This is a genomic window from Pseudomonas sp. GW821-FHT09C09, from assembly GCF_059418105.1.
The window spans coordinates 947,068-967,935 of the sequence record NZ_JBWKPF010000001.1; the positions used below are offsets into that span (position 1 = coordinate 947,068).

At 60.6% G+C, this 20,868-nt stretch carries 16 protein-coding genes; 8 read left to right on the forward strand and 8 right to left on the reverse strand.

The features are described 5' to 3' along the window. Window positions 1-7 precede the first annotated feature (7 nt). From AC07NR_RS04450 to cobA, 5 genes are all read left to right on the forward strand, one after another. Window positions 8-1,678 (forward strand): bifunctional protein-serine/threonine kinase/phosphatase, encoded by a 1,671-nt coding sequence (locus tag AC07NR_RS04450; protein ID WP_495077897.1) that lies wholly within the window; start codon window positions 8-10, stop codon window positions 1,676-1,678. Window positions 1,679-1,988: 310 nt separating this feature from the next. Then, window positions 1,989-4,442 carry a nitrite reductase large subunit NirB gene (nirB, locus tag AC07NR_RS04455; protein ID WP_495077898.1) on the forward strand — a complete coding sequence of 818 codons (2,454 nt, stop codon included), beginning with the start codon at window positions 1,989-1,991 and terminating at the stop codon, window positions 4,440-4,442. Further along, window positions 4,439-4,756 (forward strand): nitrite reductase small subunit NirD, encoded by a 318-nt coding sequence (gene nirD / locus AC07NR_RS04460; protein ID WP_007951992.1) that lies wholly within the window; start codon window positions 4,439-4,441, stop codon window positions 4,754-4,756. Before nirB ends, nirD begins: the two co-directional genes overlap by 4 nt. Then, window positions 4,756-7,470 carry a nitrate reductase gene (locus AC07NR_RS04465; RefSeq protein WP_495077899.1) on the forward strand — a complete coding sequence of 905 codons (2,715 nt, stop codon included), beginning with the start codon at window positions 4,756-4,758 and terminating at the stop codon, window positions 7,468-7,470. The genes nirD and AC07NR_RS04465 overlap by 1 nt, the downstream gene beginning before the upstream one ends. A 13-nt stretch (window positions 7,471-7,483) precedes the next feature. Next, on the forward strand, window positions 7,484-8,236 hold the full coding sequence (gene cobA / locus AC07NR_RS04470) for a uroporphyrinogen-III C-methyltransferase (RefSeq protein ID WP_248741047.1): 753 nt from the start codon (window positions 7,484-7,486) through the stop codon (window positions 8,234-8,236). A 75-nt stretch (window positions 8,237-8,311) separates the two neighbouring features. Here cobA and AC07NR_RS04475 read toward each other — a convergent pair whose 3' ends face one another. From AC07NR_RS04475 to ppsA, 8 genes are all read right to left on the reverse strand, one after another. Beyond that, complete coding sequence (locus AC07NR_RS04475; protein ID WP_085711904.1) at window positions 8,312-9,361, reverse strand: OmpA family protein; 1,050 nt, start codon at window positions 9,359-9,361, stop codon at window positions 8,312-8,314. Between the two features lie 107 nt (window positions 9,362-9,468). Then, entirely contained in the window at window positions 9,469-10,059 is a 591-nt protein-coding gene (gene sigX, locus AC07NR_RS04480) for an RNA polymerase sigma factor SigX (RefSeq protein WP_011333251.1), read from the reverse strand. A 90-nt stretch (window positions 10,060-10,149) separates the two neighbouring features. Continuing rightward, entirely contained in the window at window positions 10,150-10,974 is an 825-nt protein-coding gene (locus AC07NR_RS04485) for a mechanosensitive ion channel family protein (RefSeq protein WP_065259736.1), read from the reverse strand. 2 nt (window positions 10,975-10,976) lie between these two features. Further along, window positions 10,977-11,225 carry a CrfX protein gene (locus AC07NR_RS04490; protein ID WP_065259737.1) on the reverse strand — a complete coding sequence of 83 codons (249 nt, stop codon included), beginning with the start codon at window positions 11,223-11,225 and terminating at the stop codon, window positions 10,977-10,979. 63 nt (window positions 11,226-11,288) lie between these two features. Continuing rightward, the gene (locus tag AC07NR_RS04495) at window positions 11,289-12,284 is read right to left on the reverse strand and encodes a zinc transporter ZntB (RefSeq protein ID WP_085711903.1); all 996 of its coding nucleotides are present in this window, start codon (window positions 12,282-12,284) and stop codon (window positions 11,289-11,291) included. Window positions 12,285-12,308: 24 nt separating this feature from the next. Further along, a complete protein-coding gene (gene rraA / locus AC07NR_RS04500; RefSeq protein WP_085711902.1) occupies window positions 12,309-12,800 on the reverse strand; it encodes a ribonuclease E activity regulator RraA in 492 nt (163 codons plus the stop codon). Window positions 12,801-13,026: 226 nt separating this feature from the next. Then, window positions 13,027-14,016: an alpha/beta fold hydrolase gene (locus AC07NR_RS04505; RefSeq protein ID WP_423205211.1), complete on the reverse strand. Its 990-nt coding sequence runs from the start codon at window positions 14,014-14,016 to the stop codon at window positions 13,027-13,029. A 98-nt stretch (window positions 14,017-14,114) separates the two neighbouring features. Beyond that, window positions 14,115-16,487, reverse strand: coding sequence for a phosphoenolpyruvate synthase (gene ppsA, locus AC07NR_RS04510; protein ID WP_085711900.1), 2,373 nt, complete (start codon window positions 16,485-16,487; stop codon window positions 14,115-14,117). A gap of 174 nt (window positions 16,488-16,661) precedes the next feature. Here ppsA and ppsR point away from each other — a divergent pair, with 174 nt between their 5' ends. From ppsR to AC07NR_RS04525, 3 genes are all read left to right on the forward strand, one after another. Continuing rightward, window positions 16,662-17,480 (forward strand): posphoenolpyruvate synthetase regulatory kinase/phosphorylase PpsR, encoded by an 819-nt coding sequence (ppsR, locus tag AC07NR_RS04515; protein ID WP_085711899.1) that lies wholly within the window; start codon window positions 16,662-16,664, stop codon window positions 17,478-17,480. Between the two features lie 296 nt (window positions 17,481-17,776). Then, a complete protein-coding gene (locus AC07NR_RS04520) occupies window positions 17,777-19,522 on the forward strand; it encodes an ABC transporter permease (protein WP_248741043.1) in 1,746 nt (581 codons plus the stop codon). Between the two features lie 14 nt (window positions 19,523-19,536). Continuing rightward, complete coding sequence (locus AC07NR_RS04525) at window positions 19,537-20,859, forward strand: ABC transporter ATP-binding protein (protein ID WP_495077900.1); 1,323 nt, start codon at window positions 19,537-19,539, stop codon at window positions 20,857-20,859. Window positions 20,860-20,868: the final 9 nt, after the last annotated feature.

A 20,868-nucleotide genomic window follows, 5' to 3' on the forward strand; every position in this document is an offset into this window, starting at 1 on the left:
GGCCCGCATGGCTCTGCAACTGAGCTTCGCTGAAGCCAGCGCCACCGGACCACGCGCGGAAAATCAGGACGCCTTGCGCCTGGTCACGCCGGCCCCGGCGCTGGCCGCCAGCAAAGGATTTCTGTTCGCCCTCGCCGACGGTGTCAGCCAGTGCGCCGATGGCGGTCTGGCTGCGCGCTCGACCTTGCAGGCGCTGGCGCTGGACTACTACGCCACCCCGCAGACCTGGAGCGTGGCCCAGGCGCTGGATCGCCTGCTGCTCGCGCAAAATCGCTGGCTGCAAGCCAATGGCGGTGGCCAGCCGTTGCTTACCACCGTCAGCGCGCTGGTCCTGCGCGGCAGACGCTTCACGCTGGCGCATGTGGGGGATTGTCGGGTCTATCGCTGGCACGCCGACACCCTGCAGCGGATCACCGAGGATCACGTCTGGGAGCAGCCGGGCATGCAGCACGTGCTCAAGCGTGCACTGGGCCTGGATCAGCATCTGGTGCTGGATTTTCTCGACGGTGAGCTGTGTGAGGGCGAAAGCTTCGTGCTGCTCAGCGACGGTGTCTGGGCCGTGCTTGGCGACACGGCCATCGCCGGAATCCTGCGCGATCAACCGGATCTGCACAGTGCGGCACAAACGCTGGTCAACGCCGCACACCTGGCCGGCAGCCAGGACAACGCCAGCGCCTTGCTGGTGCGGGTGGATGCCGTGGGGGAAGCGAGCATCGGCGATGCGCTGATCCAGTTGCAGCAATGGCCGCTACCCCCGACGCTCAAACCGGGCCAGAACTTCGAGGGTTGGCAGGTGCAAGGCATTGTCGGCCAGAGCCAGCAATCGCTGCTGTATCGCGTCCTCGACAACCAAGGCCAGGCGTGGCTGTTGAAGACCTTGCCCACACGGCTGGCGGACGATGCCCACGCAGGCCAGGCATTGCTGGCGGAGGAATGGTTTCTCAAACGTGTGGCCGGGCGACATTTCCCTGAAGTCCATGGCGGCAGTCAGCGTCAGCATTTGTACTACGTGATGCGTGAATATTCCGGAATTACGTTGGCGCAGTTGTTCGAGCGAGCCGGCCCACTGCCGTTGGCTCAGTGGCAGGACGTGGCCGAACGCCTGTTGCGGGCCATCGGCCTGCTGCATCGGCGGCAGATTCTGCACCGCGACATCAAACCGGAAAACCTGCTGCTGGGGGATGACGGCGAGTTGCGTCTGCTGGATTTCGGTCTGGCGTATTGTCCCGGCCTGTCGCAGGACACACCGTCGACGCTGCCGGGAACCCCGAGTTATATCGCCCCGGAGTCCTTTCGAGGGGAAGCACCCGAGCCTCGTCAGGATCTGTATGCGGTGGGCGTGACGTTATATTTCCTGCTCACCGGGCATTTCCCCTACGGAGAAATCGAAGCCTTTCAGCGTCCGCGTTTCGGGGTGCCGGTAAGTGCGGCTCGTTACCGGCCGGATCTGCCGGAATGGCTGGCGCAGTGTCTGGAACGTGGCGTCTCGGCCGATCCTTTGCAACGCTATGAAACCGCCGAGGAATGGCTGCTGACGCTGGAACAGGGTGAGCGCCGCAGCCTGAATGTACGCCCTCGCCCCTTGCTTGAACGGGAGCCGCTTAAGGTCTGGCGAACATTGGCGTTGCTGGCGCTGCTGGGCAATCTGGTGCTGATGTTTCTGTTGTTTCATGGCTAATCCAGCGCTCCATTAACGGGCGTGCCGCTTCCATTCAGTGCAAAAACCACAATGAACATCTGGCCAATTCCATAACTATCCCAGTGAATTCGGGGCTCCGCGCGACTTGGCACAACCACTGCATTATCGTTTTCAACTGACATAAAGCCCGACCTTCAACGATGAAGGCCAGGCTTCCCGAGAGAACGGGACAAGGACAAAGGCGTCCTCGCCAGGTAACTGGCGGGACGCCTTTTTTGTTTGCGCCATTTTTGTCGAGCAAGGCCTGACTGCCCACAAGAGGCAAGCCCGAAGCTCCCCGGAGAACCTGATGAAAAAACTCAAACTGGTGATGATCGGCAATGGCATGGCCGGGGTCCGTACCCTGGAGGAACTGCTCAAGCTGAGCAACGAGCTGTACGACATCACGGTCTTCGGCGCCGAACCCCACACCAACTACAACCGCATCCTGCTGTCACCGGTATTGGCCGGCGAGCAGACCTTCGAAGAGATCGTGCTCAACGACCTCGACTGGTATCTGCAAAACAACATCAAGTTGCTGCTCAACCGTAAAGTGGTGGAGATCGACCGGGTCAAGCGCCGGGTGATCGCCGAGGACGGCACCGAGGCCGAATACGATCGCCTGCTGATCGCCACCGGCTCGACCCCGTTCATCCTGCCAATCCCCGGCAATACCTTGCAGGGCGTGATCGGTTACCGCGACATCGCCGACACCCAGGCGATGATCGACACCGCCAAGACCCACAAGCACGCCGTGGTGATCGGCGGCGGCCTGCTCGGCCTCGAAGCGGCCAACGGCCTGATGCTGCGCGGCATGCACGTCACCGTGGTGCACCTCGGTGAATGGCTGCTGGAGCGGCAACTGGACAAGACCAGCGGCCAGCTCCTGCAAACCGCCCTCGAATCCCGTGGCCTGCACTTTCGCCTGTGCGAACAGACCCAGGCCCTGCACGACGCCGGCAATGGTCGCGTCGGCTCGGTGCAATTCAAGAACGGCGACATCATCCCCGCAGATCTGGTGGTGATGGCCGCCGGCATTCGCCCCAACACCGAACTCGCGGAAAAGGCCGGCATCCCGTGCAATCGCGGGATTCTGGTCAACGACACCCTGCAAACCTACGACCCGCGCATCTATGCCATCGGCGAATGCGCCAGCCACCGTGGCATTGCCTACGGCCTGGTCGCGCCGCTGTTCGAACAGGCCAAGGTCTGCGCCAACCACCTGGCGCAACTGGGCTTTGCCCGTTATCAGGGCTCGGTGACGTCGACCAAATTGAAAGTCACCGGCATCGACCTGTTTTCCGCCGGCGACTTCATGGGCGGCGAAGGCACCGAGACCATCACCTTCTCCGACCCGATCGGCGGGGTGTACAAAAAACTGGTGATCAAGGATGACGTTTTGGTCGGCGCCTGTCTGTACGGCGATACGGCAGATGGCGGTTGGTATTTCCGGCAGATTCGTGAGAATCACGCCATCGGCGAGATCCGCGATCACCTGATGTTTGGAGAAAACGCTTTAGGCGACGTAGGACATCAAGGCCAGGACAAAGCCATGAGCATGGCCGACAACGCCGAAGTCTGCGGCTGCAACGGCGTGTGCAAGGGCACCATCGTCAAGGCGATTCAGGAACACGGCCTGTTCAGCGTCGACGAAGTGAAGAAACACACCAAGGCGGCCAGCTCCTGCGGCTCCTGCGCCGGGCTGGTCGAGCAGATCCTGATCAACACGGTCGGCGGCGCGGCGGACGTCAAACCGAAAAGCGAAAAAGCCATCTGCGGCTGCAGCGACCTCAATCACGGCCAGATCCGCCAGGCCATTCGCGAGCAGCACCTGCTGACCATCGCCGACACCATGAGTTACCTCAACTGGCGCACCCCGAACGGCTGCGCCACCTGCCGCCCGGCCCTCAACTATTACCTGATTTCCACCTGGCCCGGTGAGGCCAAGGACGATCCGCAGTCGCGCCTGATCAACGAACGGGCCCACGCCAACATCCAGAAGGACGGCACCTACTCGGTGGTGCCACGGATGTGGGGCGGCGTGACCAACCCCTCGGAACTACGACGGATCGCCGACGTGGCGGACAAATATCAGGTGCCGATGGTCAAGGTCACCGGCGGCCAGCGCATCGACTTGCTGGGGATCAAGAAACAGGACCTGCCCGGCGTGTGGAAAGACCTCGACATGCCGTCCGGTCACGCCTACGGCAAATCCATCCGCACCGTGAAAACCTGCGTCGGCAGCGAGTTCTGCCGCTTCGGCACACAGAATTCGACTCAGTTGGGCATCGACCTCGAACATGACTTATTCAACATGTGGTCGCCGCACAAAGTGAAGCTGGCGGTCTCCGGATGTCCTCGCAACTGCTCGGAAGCGGGGATCAAGGACGTAGGAATCATCGGCGTCGATTCCGGCTGGGAGATGTACATCGGTGGCAACGGCGGGATCAAGACCGAAGTCGCCGAGTTCTTCGTCAAGCTCAAGACCGCCGAGGAAGTCCGCGAATACAACGGTGCGTTCCTGCAGCTGTACCGCGAAGAAGCCTTCTACCTCGAACGCACCGTGCACTACCTGCAACGGGTCGGCATGGAGCACATCAAGAAAGCCGTGCTGGAAGATCCCGAGCGCCGCAAGGCCCTGAACGAACGCCTGCAATTCTCCCTGTCGTTCGAACAGGACCCATGGAAAGAACGCCTCGCCCAGCCGCAACTGAAGAAAGAGTTCGACGTGATCCCCGTGAAAAACCTGGAGGTGCCGGCATGAACTGGCTCGATATCTGTGCCCTGGAAGAGATCAATGCCCTCGGTTCGCGGATCATCGCCGGCCCCAAAGGTGACATCGCGATCTTTCGCACAAGCGACGACGAAGTTTTCGCACTCGACGACCGCTGCCCGCACAAGGGCGGCCCGTTGTCACAGGGCCTGATCTATGGCAAGCGCGTAGCCTGCCCGCTGCACAACTGGCAGATCGACCTGCAATCCGGCGAAGCCCAGGCGCCGGACGTCGGTTGCGCGCACCATCACCCGGCCCGGGTCGAAAACGGCCGTGTACAACTGGCCCTGCGGGACGCCGTCTGATGAACCGCCAGACGACCGCCTCGACCTGCTGTTATTGCGGGGTCGGCTGCGGCGTGCTGATTGAGCATGACGGCGAGCGCATCCTCGGCGTCAGCGGCGATCCGGCGCACCCGGCCAACTTCGGCAAATTGTGCAGCAAGGGCTCGACCCTGCACCTGACCGGCGATCTGGCGGCGCGGGCGTTGTACCCGGAATTGCGCCTGGGCAAAGGCCTTGCGCGCAGCCGCTGCGACTGGGACACCGCGCTGGAACACGCCGCCAATGTGTTCGCCGAAACCATCGCCGAACATGGCCCGGACAGCGTGGCGTTCTACATCTCCGGGCAGTTGCTGACCGAGGACTACTACGCCTTCAACAAACTGGCGCGGGCGCTGGTCGGCACCAATAACATCGACAGCAACTCGCGGCTTTGCATGTCTTCGGCAGTGGTCGGCTACAAGCGCAGCCTCGGCGCCGACGCACCACCGTGCAGCTATGAAGACCTGGAGCTGAGCGACTGCGTGATGATCGTCGGCAGCAACATGGCCTACGCCCATCCGGTACTTTTCCGCCGCCTCGAAGAAGCCAAATCCCGCCGCCCGCAGATGAAAGTCATCGTCATCGACCCTCGACGCACCGACACTTGCGACCTCGCCGACCTGCATCTGGCCATTCTGCCGGGCACCGATGTCGCTTTGTTCCATGGGATTTTGCATCTGTTGTTGTGGGAAGACTGGATCGACCGCGACTTCATCCAGGCTCACACCGAAGGCCTCGCCGAGCTGAAAAGCCTGGTGCGCGATTACACGCCGGCCATGGTTTCGCAGTTGTGCGGAATCAGCGTCGAGCAGCTGCAGCAATGCGCCGAATGGGTCGGCACCGCGCCGAGCTTTCTGTCGCTGTGGTGCATGGGCCTGAATCAGTCCACCGCCGGCAGCGCGAAGAACAGCGCCCTGATCAATCTGCACCTGGCCACCGGGCAAATCGGCCGGCCCGGTGCAGGACCTTTCTCCCTGACCGGTCAGCCGAATGCCATGGGCGGGCGGGAAACCGGCAGCCTCTCCAACCTGTTGCCCGGTCATCGTGAGGCTGCCAACCCGGAGCACCGCGCAGAAGTGGCGGCGTATTGGGGCGTGGATTCGCTGCCGGAAAACACCGGCCTCAGCGCCATTGAGCTGTTTGAACAGGTGCGCAACGGCAAGATCAAGGCGTTGTGGATTGCATGCACCAACCCGGCGCAATCGATGCCGGACCAGAACGCCGTGCGCGCAGCGCTGGACGCCTGCCCCTTCGTGGTGTTGCAGGAAGCGTTTCGCACCACCGAAACCGCAGCGTTTGCCGACCTGCTGTTACCGGCGGCCAGTTGGGGTGAGAAGGAAGGCTCGGTGACCAACTCCGAGCGGCGGATTTCCCACGTCCGCAAAGCCATTGCCGCACCGGGTGAAGCGCGACCGGACTGGGCGATCACGGTGGATTTCGCACAACGACTGGAAAATCGTCTGCGCCCGCAACGGCCGAGCCTGTTTGCGTTTGATCGCCCCGCGCAGCTGTTCGATGAATTCAAGGTACTGACCCGTGGCCGCGATCTGGACTTGTCCGGCATCAGCCATGAATTGCTCGACGCAATCGGGCCGCAGCAATGGCCGTTTCCTCAGGGAGCCCGAGAAGGTACGCCACGGCTGTACTGCGACGGCATATTTCCTACAGCCAGTGGTCGCGCACAGTTCGTTGCCGATCCTTATCGTGCAGCCAAGGAGCAACGCGACGCGCGCTTTCCGTTGACGCTGATTACCGGTCGCCTGCGTGATCAATGGCACGGTATGAGCCGCACCGGCACAGCGGCGCAGTTGTTCGGGCATGTCAGTGAAGCCGTGCTGAGTCTGCACCCGGACGAATTGCGCCGGCACCGTTTGCAGCCGGGGGATCTGGTGAATCTGAAAAGTCGTCGTGGCGCAGTGGTTGTGGCGGTCGGCAGCGATGACAGTGTGCGTCCGGGCCAGGCGTTTCTGCCGATGCACTGGGGTGACCGTTTTCTCAAGGGCGGCGTGAATTGCCTGACCCTGCCCGCTTTCGATTCCCTGTCCAAACAACCGGAACTCAAGCACAGCGGTGTACGCCTGGAACCGGTGAATCTGCCCTGGCAGCTTTTCGCACTGATCGAGGGCGATGTTCAACAGCATTTTGAGGCGCTTCGGCCGCTGTGTGAGGCGTTTTCCTACGTCAGCCTCAGCCTTGTCGGTCGCGAGCGTCCGGCGCTGCTGATACGCGCTGCCAGCGCCGCGGCGCCCGATCCGCAATTGCTGCGCGAAATCGACCGGTGCCTGGCCCTGATCGAAGGCCCGGTGCTGGCCTATGACGATCCGCGCCGGGCCATCGGCAAACGGGTACGCATCGAGAGCGGGCGAATCACGGCGATCCGCCTCGCTGGCGAGACCCTCGCCCAGCATTGGCTGCAAGGCCTGTGGCTGGAGGGCCGCGCAGATGAACAACTGCGGCGCTGGCTGCTGGCGCCGATGAGCGCGCCGCCGGGTAATGCCGGCGTGCAAAGCGTTGCCGACAAGACCTTGTGCAATTGCAGGAACGTCAGCCATAGCGCGGTCTGCGCCGGGATTCGTGAAGGTCTGGATTTGCAGGGTTTGAAAAACACACTGGGCTGCGGCACGCAATGCGGTTCCTGCGTCCCGGAAATCAAGCGTTTGCTGGCCGCCGAAGCACGGCCGGTCGCCGTTATCTGAAGAGGAAAACACCATGAACGCAAAAGTCTGGCTGGTGGGCGCAGGTCCTGGCGACCCTGAATTGCTGACGCTCAAAGCCGTGCGTGCCCTGCACGAAGCGGATGTGGTGCTGATCGACGATCTGGTCAATGACGCAGTGCTGGAGCACTGCCCTGGCGCGCGGATCATTCCGGTCGGCAAGCGAGGCGGCTGCCGCTCGACGCCTCAGGCATTCATTCATCGGCTGATGCTGCGTTATGCGCGTCAGGGTAAATGCGTGGTTCGCCTCAAGGGCGGCGATCCCTGCATCTTCGGCCGTGGCGGCGAGGAAGCGCAGTGGCTGCATGAGCGCGGGGTTGAAGTGGAGTTGGTCAATGGCATCACTGCCGGGCTGGCCGGGGCGACGCAGTGTGATATTCCGCTGACTTTGCGCGGCGTGGCACGGGGTGTAACGCTGGTCACCGCGCACACCCAGGACGACAGCCAATTGAACTGGCAGGCTCTGGCGCAAAGCGGCACGACGCTGGTGATCTACATGGGAGTGGCCAGGCTCAGCGAGATTCGCGAGCAATTGCTGGCAGGCGGGATGGCGGTGGAGACGCCGGTGGCGATGATCGAGAACGCCTCCCTGCCGCAGCAACGGGAATGCCGGAGCGATCTGACGGGGATGGAGGAAGCGGCCAGCAGGTTCCAGCTCAAGAGTCCGGCCATTCTGGTGATTGGTGCGGTGGCAGCCTCTGCGGCCCGACCCGGTTTGCTCGCCTGGCCAGCCGATCAGTCAGCCTGATCATCTGGTTTTTACCAAATCGCAGACAAAGAAAAGCCCGGCATAAGCCGGGCTTTTCTCAAAGCAGCGAGCTAATTACTTAGCTTGAGCTTCAACCTGAGCTTCTACGCGACGGTTAACGGCGCGGCCAGCTTCGGTTTTGTTGTCAGCAACTGGACGGGTTTCGCCGTAGCCAATCGACTGAACGCGGGACGATTCAACACCGTACTGGTTAACCAGAACTTGCTTAACGGCGTTTGCACGACGCTCGGACAGTTTCTGGTTGTAAGCGTCAGGACCGACGGAGTCAGTGTGACCTTCAACAGTGGTGTGAGTCGATGGGTACTGCTTCATGAAGTCAGCCAGGTTCTTGATGTCAGCGTAGCTGTTTGGCTTGACGACCGACTTGTCGAAGTCGAACTTCACGTCCAGCTCTACACGAACAACTTCAGCAACTGCCGGGCAGCCATCAGCGTCAACAGTTACGTTGGCTGGGGTGTTCGGGCACTTGTCAACGTTGTCGCAAACGCCATCGTTGTCGCTGTCGGAGCAGACTTCAGCTGGAGCTGGAACTGGAGCAGCAGCAGGCTTGTTGCCGCCACCGAAGTTCACGCCCAGACCGATTACTGGAGCGTAGTTCCAGCGACCGTTGTCCAGTTTGTAGTCAGCGTCTACACCAGCACGGGCGTAGAAGTTTTCAGCGAAGTAGTACTTAACGCCAGCGCCAGCGTTCAGGTAGGTCGACTGGTCGCGACCGGTGTGGCCGTCAGCGGCTACGTTGGTCAGGCTGCCGTGCTTCACACCGCCAGCAACGTAAGGACGCAGAGCGTCACCAGCGTTGTTGAAGTGGTACTGAGCGATCAGGCCGAAGTTGTCGCCATCCAGCTTCTGGCTGCCAGTGCCGTCGTTCGAACGGGTGTGGTTGTTCTTGTCGTAGGTGAAGTTCAACGACACGTCGTCGGTCAAGAAGTAACCGATAGAGGCGCCTGGGTTGAAGCCGTCTTCGACATGGTTAACGCTGTCGTTGTACTGCTTCTTGTAGAACAGTTCGCCTTCAACTGCGCCTTGGCCTTGTGCCAGTGCGCCGAACGAAGTAGCGGCAATCAAAGAACCAATGGCCAAGCCCAAGGTGTTTTTCAGTTTCATCCGTTAAATCCCCATCTGGTGATTGTGAAGCAGTCCCGCAAACCGGGGGACAACTCGGCGGCAAGTCTATCAGAACTTGCCTACACGTAAGAGATATTTGCGCCGAACTAAGTTTCAGCAATGCCTGCAAATTTCTCACGCAATTTATCTAGAGCACGTTTGTACCGCATTTTTGTAGCACTCAAACCCATGTGCATGATGTCTGCGATCTCCTGAAATTCCAGCTCTGCGACAAAACGTAGCACCAGAATTTCACGGTCAATCGGGTTCACATACACCAGCCAGCGATCAAGTCCGCCCTTCTCCTCGGGTTTCGGCGCCTTTTCTTCGGACGCTTCCTCGAGGGGGTCAAGACTCAGTGCGTCCATCAAGCGACGCTTTCGCCGTTCCTTCCGATACTGCGTGATGCATTCGTTGTAAGTGATGCTATATAGCCATGTCTTGAACTTCGATTTCCCCTCGAAGTTCTTCAGGCCGTACAGCACCTTCAACATCACTTCCTGACAGACATCGTCTGCGTCGCGATCGTTCCCAAGATACCGCGCACAAACGTTAAATAGTGTTCGCTGGTAACGCCGCATCAGTTCTTCATAGGCGCGCGTCACGTGAAACAGCTCGGTATGCGAGCGCGCGACCAACTCCTCGTCAGAGAGCTCGCGGGGGTCGTAGCGCGTGGATAGCGTTTGGGCTTTATTCAAAACAAGTCGTGCCGACAGTCAGGTCAATGTCCACCGCTGCCAGCATCAGCTGGCATTTTGCGGCGGCATACATTAGCAGGGTTTGCCGGATTAGCGGCTACTCACATGCTGTTCCAGCAGGATCCGATTGGAGAGAGAGACTAGCTCACCCTCATCGGTCAGCAATGTGGTCTTAACCGTGCCGATCTCTTCGATCTGGCCTTCGACCTCGCCAACACGCACTTGTTGCCCAACCTGATACAACTCACGCACATAGATTCCCGCAAGAATCTGACCGGCAATTTCCCGGCTTCCCAAACCCATGGCCAGCGCAACCGCCAGACCAACGGTAATCAATACAATGACGATCACATGGTTCAGCAGGTCGGTCTTGACCTCGAGCTGACTGATCGCGACCGAGATACTGATGATGATCACCAGGCCCTGGGCAATACGCCCAAGTCCTGAAGCGTAGTCCAGTCCGACGCCTTCTGCCGCACCGCGCACCAGACCGTTGGCCAGTTGCGCCAGCAATACACCCACCAGCAATACCAACGCAGCGCCGAAAACTTTCGGCACATACAGCGCCAACATGTCCAGCGTAGCTGAAACCCGCTCAAGTCCAAGGGATTCTGCCGCAGAAACCAGGAAAATCAGCAGAACGAACCAATAGACGATTTTTCCGATCAGGGTCGAGATCGGCACTTGCAGTCCCGCACGGGACATCAATTTGGTCAGGCCGGTGCCGCCCATCAGGCGGTCGAGGCCGAGTTTGGCGAGCAACTTGGACAGCAAGGTGTCCAGCAACTTGGCCACGACGAAGCCCAACAGCAGCACCACCAGTGCGCCGAACAGGTTCGGGATGAAATTAGCGACTTTGGTCCACAACGCAGTCATTGCCGTGACGAGGCTCTGAGTCCAGAGATCAAGTTCCATATTCAATCAGCCTTATCAGCAGTGCGAGCGTTAGGTTTACGGAGACGGGAAACCGGCGCGACATGAGCCGAGCCGTTGTTCAGGGCGATCATCAGCGCGGGCAGCCAGCGGCCCAGCAGGCTGAACAGATCACCGGCGCCGACCTGGCGGTTGGCGGTTTTGAGTACGCGGCCCAGGCAGGCATCGTCGTCGCGGCCGGACGGCGAGGCGTTGAGCATGTCGCGCAAAGACTGTTCAAACGGATCGTGCATACGCACCTCTCGTGATGTCTGTGAAAGACGCGGGCAGATTTGGTCGGGTCACATGATGCATCGTCATACCCAGCGCAATCGGCGGAACAACCACCATTGTCCGAGGGCCACCAGAACCATCAGCAGGCATGCCACCAGGAAACCGTAAGGGTTTCCGGAAAGCGGAATTCCGCCAACGTTGATCCCCAGCAGGCCGGTGAGAAAACTCATCGGCAGGAAGATCCCGGTGATGATCCCGAAGCGGTACATGGTGCGATTCATGCGCACGCTCAAACGCCGGTCTTCGGTGTCCAGCACAAGCCCCACGCGCTCTCGGGTCAATTCGAGCTCCTCGAGATAGCGGGTCAGGCTGTTGTTCAATTCGTTCCAGTAGTCCGCGTCGTCATCGACGAACCATGGCAGTTTTATCCGTGTCAGCTGTCCAAAAATATCCCGCTGCGGTGCGAGAAAACGCTTCAGTCCGGCCGCCCGGCGACGGATGTGCAAAACCGCCCCATGCTCAGGGGTATACCGTTCGTCGGCATCCAGCTTTTCTTCTTCATCATCGACCACTTCCGAGAGGCAAGTGACCAGATCCTGCACCTTGTTGGTGAGGTATTGCGCCAGATAAAGAATGAGTTCGGACGAGGTTTTCGGGCCCTTGCCCTCCCCCAGCATCGCCAGCAGTTCATCGGTGGCGCGCAAGGGGCGCAAACGCAGGGAAATCACACGCTGGGCCGACGCGAAAATCCGCACCGAGACCATATCTTCCGGCTCGGCACCGGGATTGAGGTTGACCCCGCGCAAAAACAGCAGCAATTCGGAATCGGGCAACGGCAGCAGCCGTGGACGCGTGTTCTCTTCCAGCAGCAAATCGCAGGTGAATTCGTTGAGTCCGCTGGACTTGCGCAGCCAGGTCTGGGTCTGCGGGTGACTGCGATCCCAGTGCAGCCACAGGCTTTCATGGGCCTGCAGCTGCAGATCGTCGAGTTCAGTCCGGGCTATCGAACGCGCACCGCCTTTACCGTCCAGCACCAGGGCATGCACCAGCCCCCATTGCGCGTTTTCTTCCTCGAACATCCTCACCCCGGTAGTTGCCGCGATTTATTCAGGCATTTTCAGCGGGCTCGGCGAGATGATCACGCCGTTGTTGTCCGCATAAATGTATTGGCCCGGATGAAAGGTGACACCCGCGAAAGTCACCGGCACGTTGAGATCGCCGATACCGCGCTTGTCGGTCTTCATCGGGTGGCTGGCCAGTGCCTGCACGCCGAGATCGGTCTGGGCGATGACATCCACGTCACGGATGCAACCGTAGATCACCAGCCCTTCCCATCCGTTTTTCGAGGCCTTGTCGGCCAGCATGTCGCCCAGCAGCGCACGCCGCAGAGAACCGCCGCCATCGACCACCAGCACCTTGCCGTTGCCCTTGAGTTCGACCTGTTCCTTGACCAGCGAGTTGTCTTCGAAGCACTTGATGGTCACGATTTCGCCGCCGAAGGAATCACGGCCGCCGAAATTGCTGAACATCGGTTCCAGCACCTGCACCAGCTCCGGATAGGCGTCGCACAGGTCAGGCGTGAGGTAATGGTTCATCGAATAACTCCTGTAACAAGGAAGACGATCAAGGATGTCGCACTCTTTTGAAACGAGATCCGGCGGTCGCTGTTTACCTTAGTTCATGCAATGGTCGCTGAGCGAACCTGAACACAAGCTGAAACGTAATAGCGAAACAGTCACCAAATGTGACCGGAACCGTCCAATGCGTCATATCTTAGCCGCAAGCCGACTCGAACGAAATGCCCTTTTCAGAGCCCTCCGCTCATCCTGCCGCCGCCAGATCCACCTTTTCGCCGACCAATGGCGTGTGCTGGTCAGTCAACCAGCGCGCCACCAGCGGCCAGACTTCAGCCTGGGCAGCCTTGCTCACCAGCATCTCGACATGGCCGAAATTTTCGCTGAAGCCCTGCTCACGTCCCAGATTGATGAATTGCTTGTGCTCGGAGCCGATCTGCTCGAACAGCTTGCGGCAGGCCCAGGCCGGATCCTGATGATCGCCGGCCGCCGTCACCGCCAACACCGGCACCTGAACGTCGGCAAGACCCGCCCACCAATCCTTGTCCTTGTCACCGAAGCGCCCGAACAGGCCGTACCAGCGCATGCTTTCCAGCGCGAGACCGATCGGTTCGTCCTCCGGGCCACGCTTGAGCCGCGAGCCGGACAACTGGGCAAAGCGCTTGAGAATGAAGCGCCCGCTCCACTCCACCGGTGGAATCTTAAGCGGCCAGTAAGTGCGACTGACCTGCGTGCCAAAAAACGCTGCCGACGCCACGGCCGGTTCACCGAGGTATTCACCGCCCAACGCGGCCGCGAGCGTAATGCCGCCCAGCGAATGACCGATCCAGTGCGGAATCTGCCCGCTCTGTTCACGCACGAACGCGGCGATGGCCGGCAGATCGTAACGGGCGTAGTCGGCGACGCGGTTGCGGCGGTAGTCCTCGTTACGCTGAGACATGCCGTGGCCACGCATTTCCGGGATCCAAACATCGAAGCCCAGGCGCGTGAGGTAAGCGCCCAGACCCAGGCCTTTCGGGGAAAACCAGAAACGTCGGTTGGAGAAGCTGCCATGCAGCAAGATCACCGGCACACCGCGTGTCGCCGGCTCATCGGCCATGCCGAGACGGGTCACCGCGATTTCCACGGACCAGTCGGGGCTATTGCCCGGTTTCAAACGGTAGATGTCTTCGCTCAGATCACCACGGCGTTCGGCGCTGATCAGAGCGACAGGAAAAAGGTTGCTGCTGCTTTGCATAATGCTCTTGCACAAAAAAGGGCGGCATCCGGAGAGCTCGCCCTACTTAAATCTTAAAGCCCCGGCCCGGTTCAGAGGGCCGGGGCTTCATTCACGGCTTATTCCGCCTGACCTTCGGCCAGGAAGAACCAGGTTTCCAGCACGGTGTCCGGGTTCAGGGAAACGCTTTCGATGCCCTGCTCCATCAGCCACTTGGCCAGGTCCGGGTGGTCCGAAGGGCCCTGACCGCAGATACCGATGTACTTGCCGGCCTTGTTGCACGCGGCAATCGCGTTGGCCAACAGCTTCTTGACCGCCGGATTACGCTCGTCGAACAGGTGCGCGATGATCCCGGAGTCACGGTCCAGCCCCAAAGTCAGCTGGGTCAGGTCGTTGGAACCGATCGAGAAACCGTCGAAGAATTCGAGGAATTCTTCAGCCAGGATCGCGTTGGACGGCAGTTCGCACATCATGATCACGCGCAGGCCGTTGTCGCCGCGCTTCAAGCCGTTTTCTGCCAGCAGATCGACCACCTGGCTCGCTTCGCCCAGGGTACGGACGAACGGCACCATGATTTCGACGTTGGTCAGGCCCATCTCGTTGCGCACACGTTTCAGTGCACGGCATTCGAGCTCGAAGCAGTCACGGAACGATTCGCTGATGTAACGCGAAGCGCCGCGGAAGCCCAGCATCGGGTTTTCTTCTTCCGGCTCGTACAGCTTGCCGCCGATCAGGTTGGCGTATTCGTTGGACTTGAAGTCCGACAGACGCACGATGACCTTCTTCGGTGCGAACGCAGCGGCCAGGGTGCTGATGCCTTCAACCAGTTTCTCGACATAGAAGCCGACCGGATCGTCGTAACCGGCGATGCGCTTGTCGACGCTTTCCTTGATGTCCTGCGGCAGGCCGTCGTAGTTCAACAGCGCTTTCGGGTGCACGCCGATCATGCGGTTGATGATGAATTCCAGGCGGGCCAGGCCCACACCGGCGTTCGGCAGCTGCGCGAAGTCGAAGGCACGGTCAGGGTTGCCGACGTTCATCATGATCTTGAACGGCAGCTCCGGCATGGCGTCCACGGAGTTCTTCTTGATGTCGAAGCCCAGTTCGCCTTCGAAGATGTAACCGGTGTCGCCTTCGGCGCAGGACACGGTCACGCCCTGGCCATCCTTCAGCAGCTGGGTGGCGTTGCCGCAACCGACGACTGCAGGAATACCCAGCTCACGGGCGATGATCGCCGCGTGGCAGGTACGGCCGCCACGGTTGGTGACGATGGCGCTGGCGCGTTTCATCACAGGTTCCCAGTCCGGGTCGGTCATGTCGGAGACCAGCACGTCGCCCGGCTGGACTTTGTCCATTTCCGACACGTCGCGGATGATCCGCACCTTGCCCGCGCCGATGCGCTGACCGATGGCACGGCCTTCCACCAGCACGGTGCCGGTTTCCTTCAGCAGGTAACGTTCCATGACGTTGGCCTGGGTGCGGCTCTTCACGGTTTCCGGACGGGCCTGCACGATGTACAGCTTGCCGTCGTCACCGTCCTTGGCCCATTCGATGTCCATCGGGCAGCCGTAGTGCTTCTCGATGATCATCGCCTGCTTGGCCAGTTCGCTGACTTCAGCGTCGGTCAGGCAGAAACGTGCGCGGTCGGCCTTGTCGACATCGACGGTCTTCACGGAACGACCGGCCTTGGCCTCGTCGCCGTAGATCATCTTGATGGCCTTGCTGCCCAGGTTGCGACGCAGGATCGCCGGACGACCGGCCTCCAGCGTGCCCTTGTGGACATAGAATTCGTCCGGGTTCACCGCGCCTTGTACGACGGTTTCGCCCAGGCCGTAGGCGCCGGTGATGAACACCACGTCACGGAAGCCGGATTCGGTATCGAGGGTGAACATCACGCCGGCGGTGCCGGTTTCCGAACGCACCATGCGCTGCACGCCGGCAGACAGGGCGACCAGTTTGTGGTCGAAGCCCTGGTGCACGCGGTAGGAAATGGCACGGTCGTTGAACAGGGAAGCGAACACTTCCTTGGCCGCGCGGATGACGTTTTCCACGCCACGGATGTTCAGGAAGGTTTCCTGCTGACCGGCGAACGAAGCGTCCGGCAGGTCTTCGGCGGTGGCGGAGGAACGCACGGCCACGGCCACATCGGGATTGCCGGCCGACAGCGCGGCGAACGCGGTGCGGATCTCGGTGTTCAGTTTTTCAGGGAATTCGGCTTCCATGATCCATTGGCGGATCTGGGCGCCGGTCTTGGCCAGCGCGTTGACGTCATCGACGTCCAGGGCGTCGAGAGCCTTGTGGATCTGGTCGTTGAGGCCGCTCAGCTCGAGAAAGTCGCGATAGGCCTGCGCGGTGGTGGCGAAACCGCCGGGGACCGACACACCGGCACCGGCCAGGTTGCTGATCATCTCGCCCAGGGATGCGTTCTTGCCCCCCACATGCTCAACATCGTGTTTGCCGAGCTTATCGAGGGAAACTACGTACTCTACCAAGGTGATCTCTCCACTAACTGTGTTGGAAAAGCTCAGAAACCGGCGGCTCGGGGGAGCATCGGCCGGTTGTATGGCCTGGACCTGGAAAATAAGTGAGAATGCGGGCCATTGGCGGCCGACAAATCGCGCCTATCATATCCAAGATTCGTCACTAGCTTAAGGCCCAAGGTGCAAATGAAACGATCTGCTTTCTTTATCTCCGATGGCACCGGCATTACTGCCGAAACCCTGGGTCAAAGCCTTCTGGCGCAGTTCGAAAACATTACCTTCACCAAACTCACGCGGCCCTACATCGACAACGCGGACAAAGCGCGGGCCATGGTACAACAAATCAACAAAGCCGCTGAAACCGATGGTTTCCGGCCGATTATCTTCGACACCATCGTCAATCAGGACATCCGTGAGATTCTCGCAACCTCCAATGGTTTCATGATCGACATTTTCTCGACGTTCCTCGCCCCGCTCGAACAGGAACTGACCGAGCATTCTTCCTACACCGTCGGCAAATCTCATTCGATCGGCCACAACTCCAACTACATGGAGCGGATCGAGGCGGTGAACTTCGCCCTCGACAACGACGACGGCGCGCGCACCCACTATTACGACAAGGCCGACCTGATACTAGTGGGGGTGTCGCGTTGTGGTAAGACGCCGACGTGTCTGTACATGGCGATGCAGTTCGGCATCCGCGCGGCCAACTATCCGCTGACCGAAGACGACATGGAGCGCCTGCAATTGCCGGCCGCCCTGCGCGCCCACCAGCACAAGCTGTTCGGCCTGACCATCGATCCGGACCGCCTCACCGCGATCCGCAACGAACGCAAACCCAACAGCCGCTATTCGAGCTACGCCCAGTGCGAATTCGAAGTGCGCGAAGTGGAGAACCTGTTCCGCCGCGAAAACATCCCGCACATCAACTCCACGCATTTTTCCGTGGAAGAGATTTCGGCGAAGATCCTGGTGGAAAAAGGCGTGGAACGGCGGTTCAAGTAACCCCGACGCGGCCAACCTGTCCGCAGGCTGAATGAAGTATCACAAGCCCGGTCCCGGGCCGTGTTTTTTACGACTCTGTAACATTCCGAAATATACAATCCGCGCAAGTTGCGTATCCGGCCGCAAACCGGATGCGCCAACCCTCTCGGCCCGTTGAATTCACCGGGCCCGCAGCATCCAGCCTCCCCATTGAAGTCAAGGAATGAGCGTCCGTTCATTCCCGGGTGCGTCGTGCAGACTGAAGCTACGCTCAGACTGCCGCGCCTCCATTCAGAGCACTGCAGGAATCACTGCTTATGAATAAAGTGTTCCGTCACTACATACCGGCCTCGACCCGACGCCTGCTGCCCAATCGCTGGGACTTGATCGCCATGCCGCTGGTGATCGGCTTCCTGCTGTTTTTCTCGATCGGTGCCCGGGAAACCTGGGCCCCGATCGGCACGCTGCAAAGTGAAGTGGTCTCGCTCGACCCCGCCAACCTGCCGGAATACGCCATGCGCACCACTTTGCGCATGCTCGCGGCGATGGTCGCGGCCCTAGTGTTCACACTGCTCTACGGCACGCTGGCCGCGAAAAGCCGCCGGGCCGAAAAACTGCTGGTGCCGGTGCTGGACATCCTGCAATCGGTGCCGGTGCTGGGTTACATCTCCTTCACCGTGACCTTCTTTCTGTTGCTGTTTCCCGGTCGGGTTCTGGGCGCGGAATTCGCTGCGATTTTTGCCATTTTCACCAGTCAGGCGTGGAACATGACGTTCAGCTTCTATCAGTCGCTGCGCATGCTGCCGGGGGATCTGGTGGAGGTCTCGACCAACCTGCAACTGTCCGGCTGGCAGAAATTCTGGAAGCTCGACGTGCCCTTCGCGATGCCCGGGCTGGTCTGGAACATGATGATGAGCATGTCCGGCGGCTGGTTTTTCGTGGTGGCCTCGGAAGCGATCACCGTGGGTGACCAGACCATCACCCTGCCCGGGATCGGCTCGTTCCTGGCCCTGGCCATCGCGCAAAAAGACATGCACGCGGTGGGCTACGTCATCCTGACGATGATCCTGGTCATCCTGATCTATGACCAGTTCCTGTTCCGCCCGCTGGTGGCCTGGGCCGACAAATTCCGCATGGAAAACACCGCCTCGCAAACCGCAGCACCGGAGTCCTGGGTACTGAATCTGATCCAGCGCACCCGGATGATCCAGCGCATTCTGCGTCCGATCAGCCGCGCCATCAGCCGCCTCGGCAACATGCGCCTGAACCTGCCGCGCTCGGCGCGCAAGGTCATGACCTCGGAAAGCCCCGCCACCACCAAGGCCATCGACTGGATCTGGGGCTCGTTTATCGCGCTGCTGACTGCTTATGCGCTCTATCACATCGTGCTGTATGTCGGCACGGAAGTGACGTTCGCCGAAGTCGGGCATGTGTTGCTGCTGGGGCTGTACACCCTGTTGCGGGTGGCCGGGCTGATCTTTATCGCCTCGCTGATCTGGGTGCCGCTGGGCGTGATGATCGGTCTGCGTCCGGCCCTGGCGGAAAAGATCCAGCCGCTGGCGCAGTTCCTCGCGGCGTTCCCGGCGAACCTGCTGTTCCCGGTGTTCGTCATCGTGATCCTGCGTTACCAGTTGAACCCGGATATCTGGCTGAGCCCGCTGATCGTGCTCGGGACGCAGTGGTACATCCTGTTCAACGTGATCGCCGGGGCCAGCGCCTTCCCCAATGACTTCAAGGAAGCCGCCGCCAACTTCCGCATTCGCGGCTGGCTGTGGTGGCGCAAGGTGATGCTGCCGGGGATCTTCCCGTATTACGTGACCGGCGCCATCACCGCTTCGGGCGGGGCGTGGAACGCCAGCATCGTTTCCGAATTCGTTTCCTGGGGACAGGACAAGGTCGTCGCCCATGGCCTCGGCGCCTATATCGCGCAGACCACGGCCGCCGGTGACTTCCCGAAAATCACCCTCGGCGTGGTGGTCATGGCGTTTTTTGTCGTGGCCTTCAATCGCCTGGTCTGGCGGCCGATGTACGCCATGGCCGAAAACAAACTTCGCCTGAACTGACGGGATTCGATGTGATGAATACCTATACCGAACACACTGGTGCCACACCCGAAATCTACTCGCTCACCGACGTGAACCGGGTGTTCGGCAAGGGCAAGGACGAGTTGCAAGTGCTCAGCGGGGTCAACCTGGCCCTGCACGAAGGTGAAATCGTCGGCATGCTCGGCCGCTCCGGCTCGGGCAAATCCACCCTGTTGCGGATCATCGCCGGCCTGATCGAGCCTTCGTCGGGCGAGGTCCTGTACAACGGCAAGCCGCTGGAGGGTCCGGCCGAAGGCGTGGCCATGGTGTTCCAGACCTTTGCCCTGTTCCCGTGGCTGACGGTGCTGGAAAACGTCGAGGCCGGCCTGCAAGCCTTGCAGGTCGAACGCAAGGAAGCGCGCAAGCGTGCGCTGGCGGCCATCGACCTGATCGGCCTGGACGGTTTCGAAAACGCCTACCCTCGCGAACTGTCCGGCGGCATGCGCCAGCGCGTGGGGTTCGCGCGCGGACTGGTGGTCAACCCGACGCTGCTGTTGATGGACGAACCTTTCTCGGCGCTGGACGTGCTGACCGCCGAAACCCTGAGAAACGATCTGCTGGACCTGTGGAGCGGCAAGCAACTGCCGATCAAATCGATCCTGATCGTCACGCACAACATCGAAGAAGCGGTGCTGATGTGCGACCGCATTATGGTGCTGTCGTCCAACCCCGGACGGCTGGTGGCGGAAATCAAGGTGCCCTTCGCCCATCCGCGCAATCGCCTCGACCCGGCCTTCCGGCAGATGGTCGATGACATCTACGCGCAGATGACCGACCGCCGCAGCGCCGACGCCAGCACCGGCAAACCCGAACTGAAGATCAGCAGCCCGCTGCAGGAAGTGTCCACCAACCTCATGGCAGGCCTGATCGAAACCCTGGCGGCCGAGCCCTACAACGGCCACGCCGGTCTGCCCACCGTGGCCGAGCGGCGTTTGCTGGAAGTGGATGATCTGTTCCCGGTGGCCGAGATGCTCGAATACCTGGGCTTCGCCGAACTCAAGGGCGCGGACATCACCCTGACCGATGCCGGCAAACTGTTCGCTGACTACGGCACCCAGGAACGCAAGACTCTGTTTGCCGAACACCTGATCCGCTACATACCGCTGGCCGCGCGGATCCGCCAGGTATTGCTGGAACGCAACGGCCACCGGGCGCCACGGGTGCGTTTCGAGCAGGAACTGGAAGACTCGCTGACCGAAGCCTTCGTCGAGAAAAACCTGGAAATCGTGATCGCCTGGGGCCGTTACGCCGAGATTTTCTCCTACGACGACCACACCGAAACGTTCAGCCTGGAAGATGTCGAGGGCAGCCTGTAGCCCTCGACA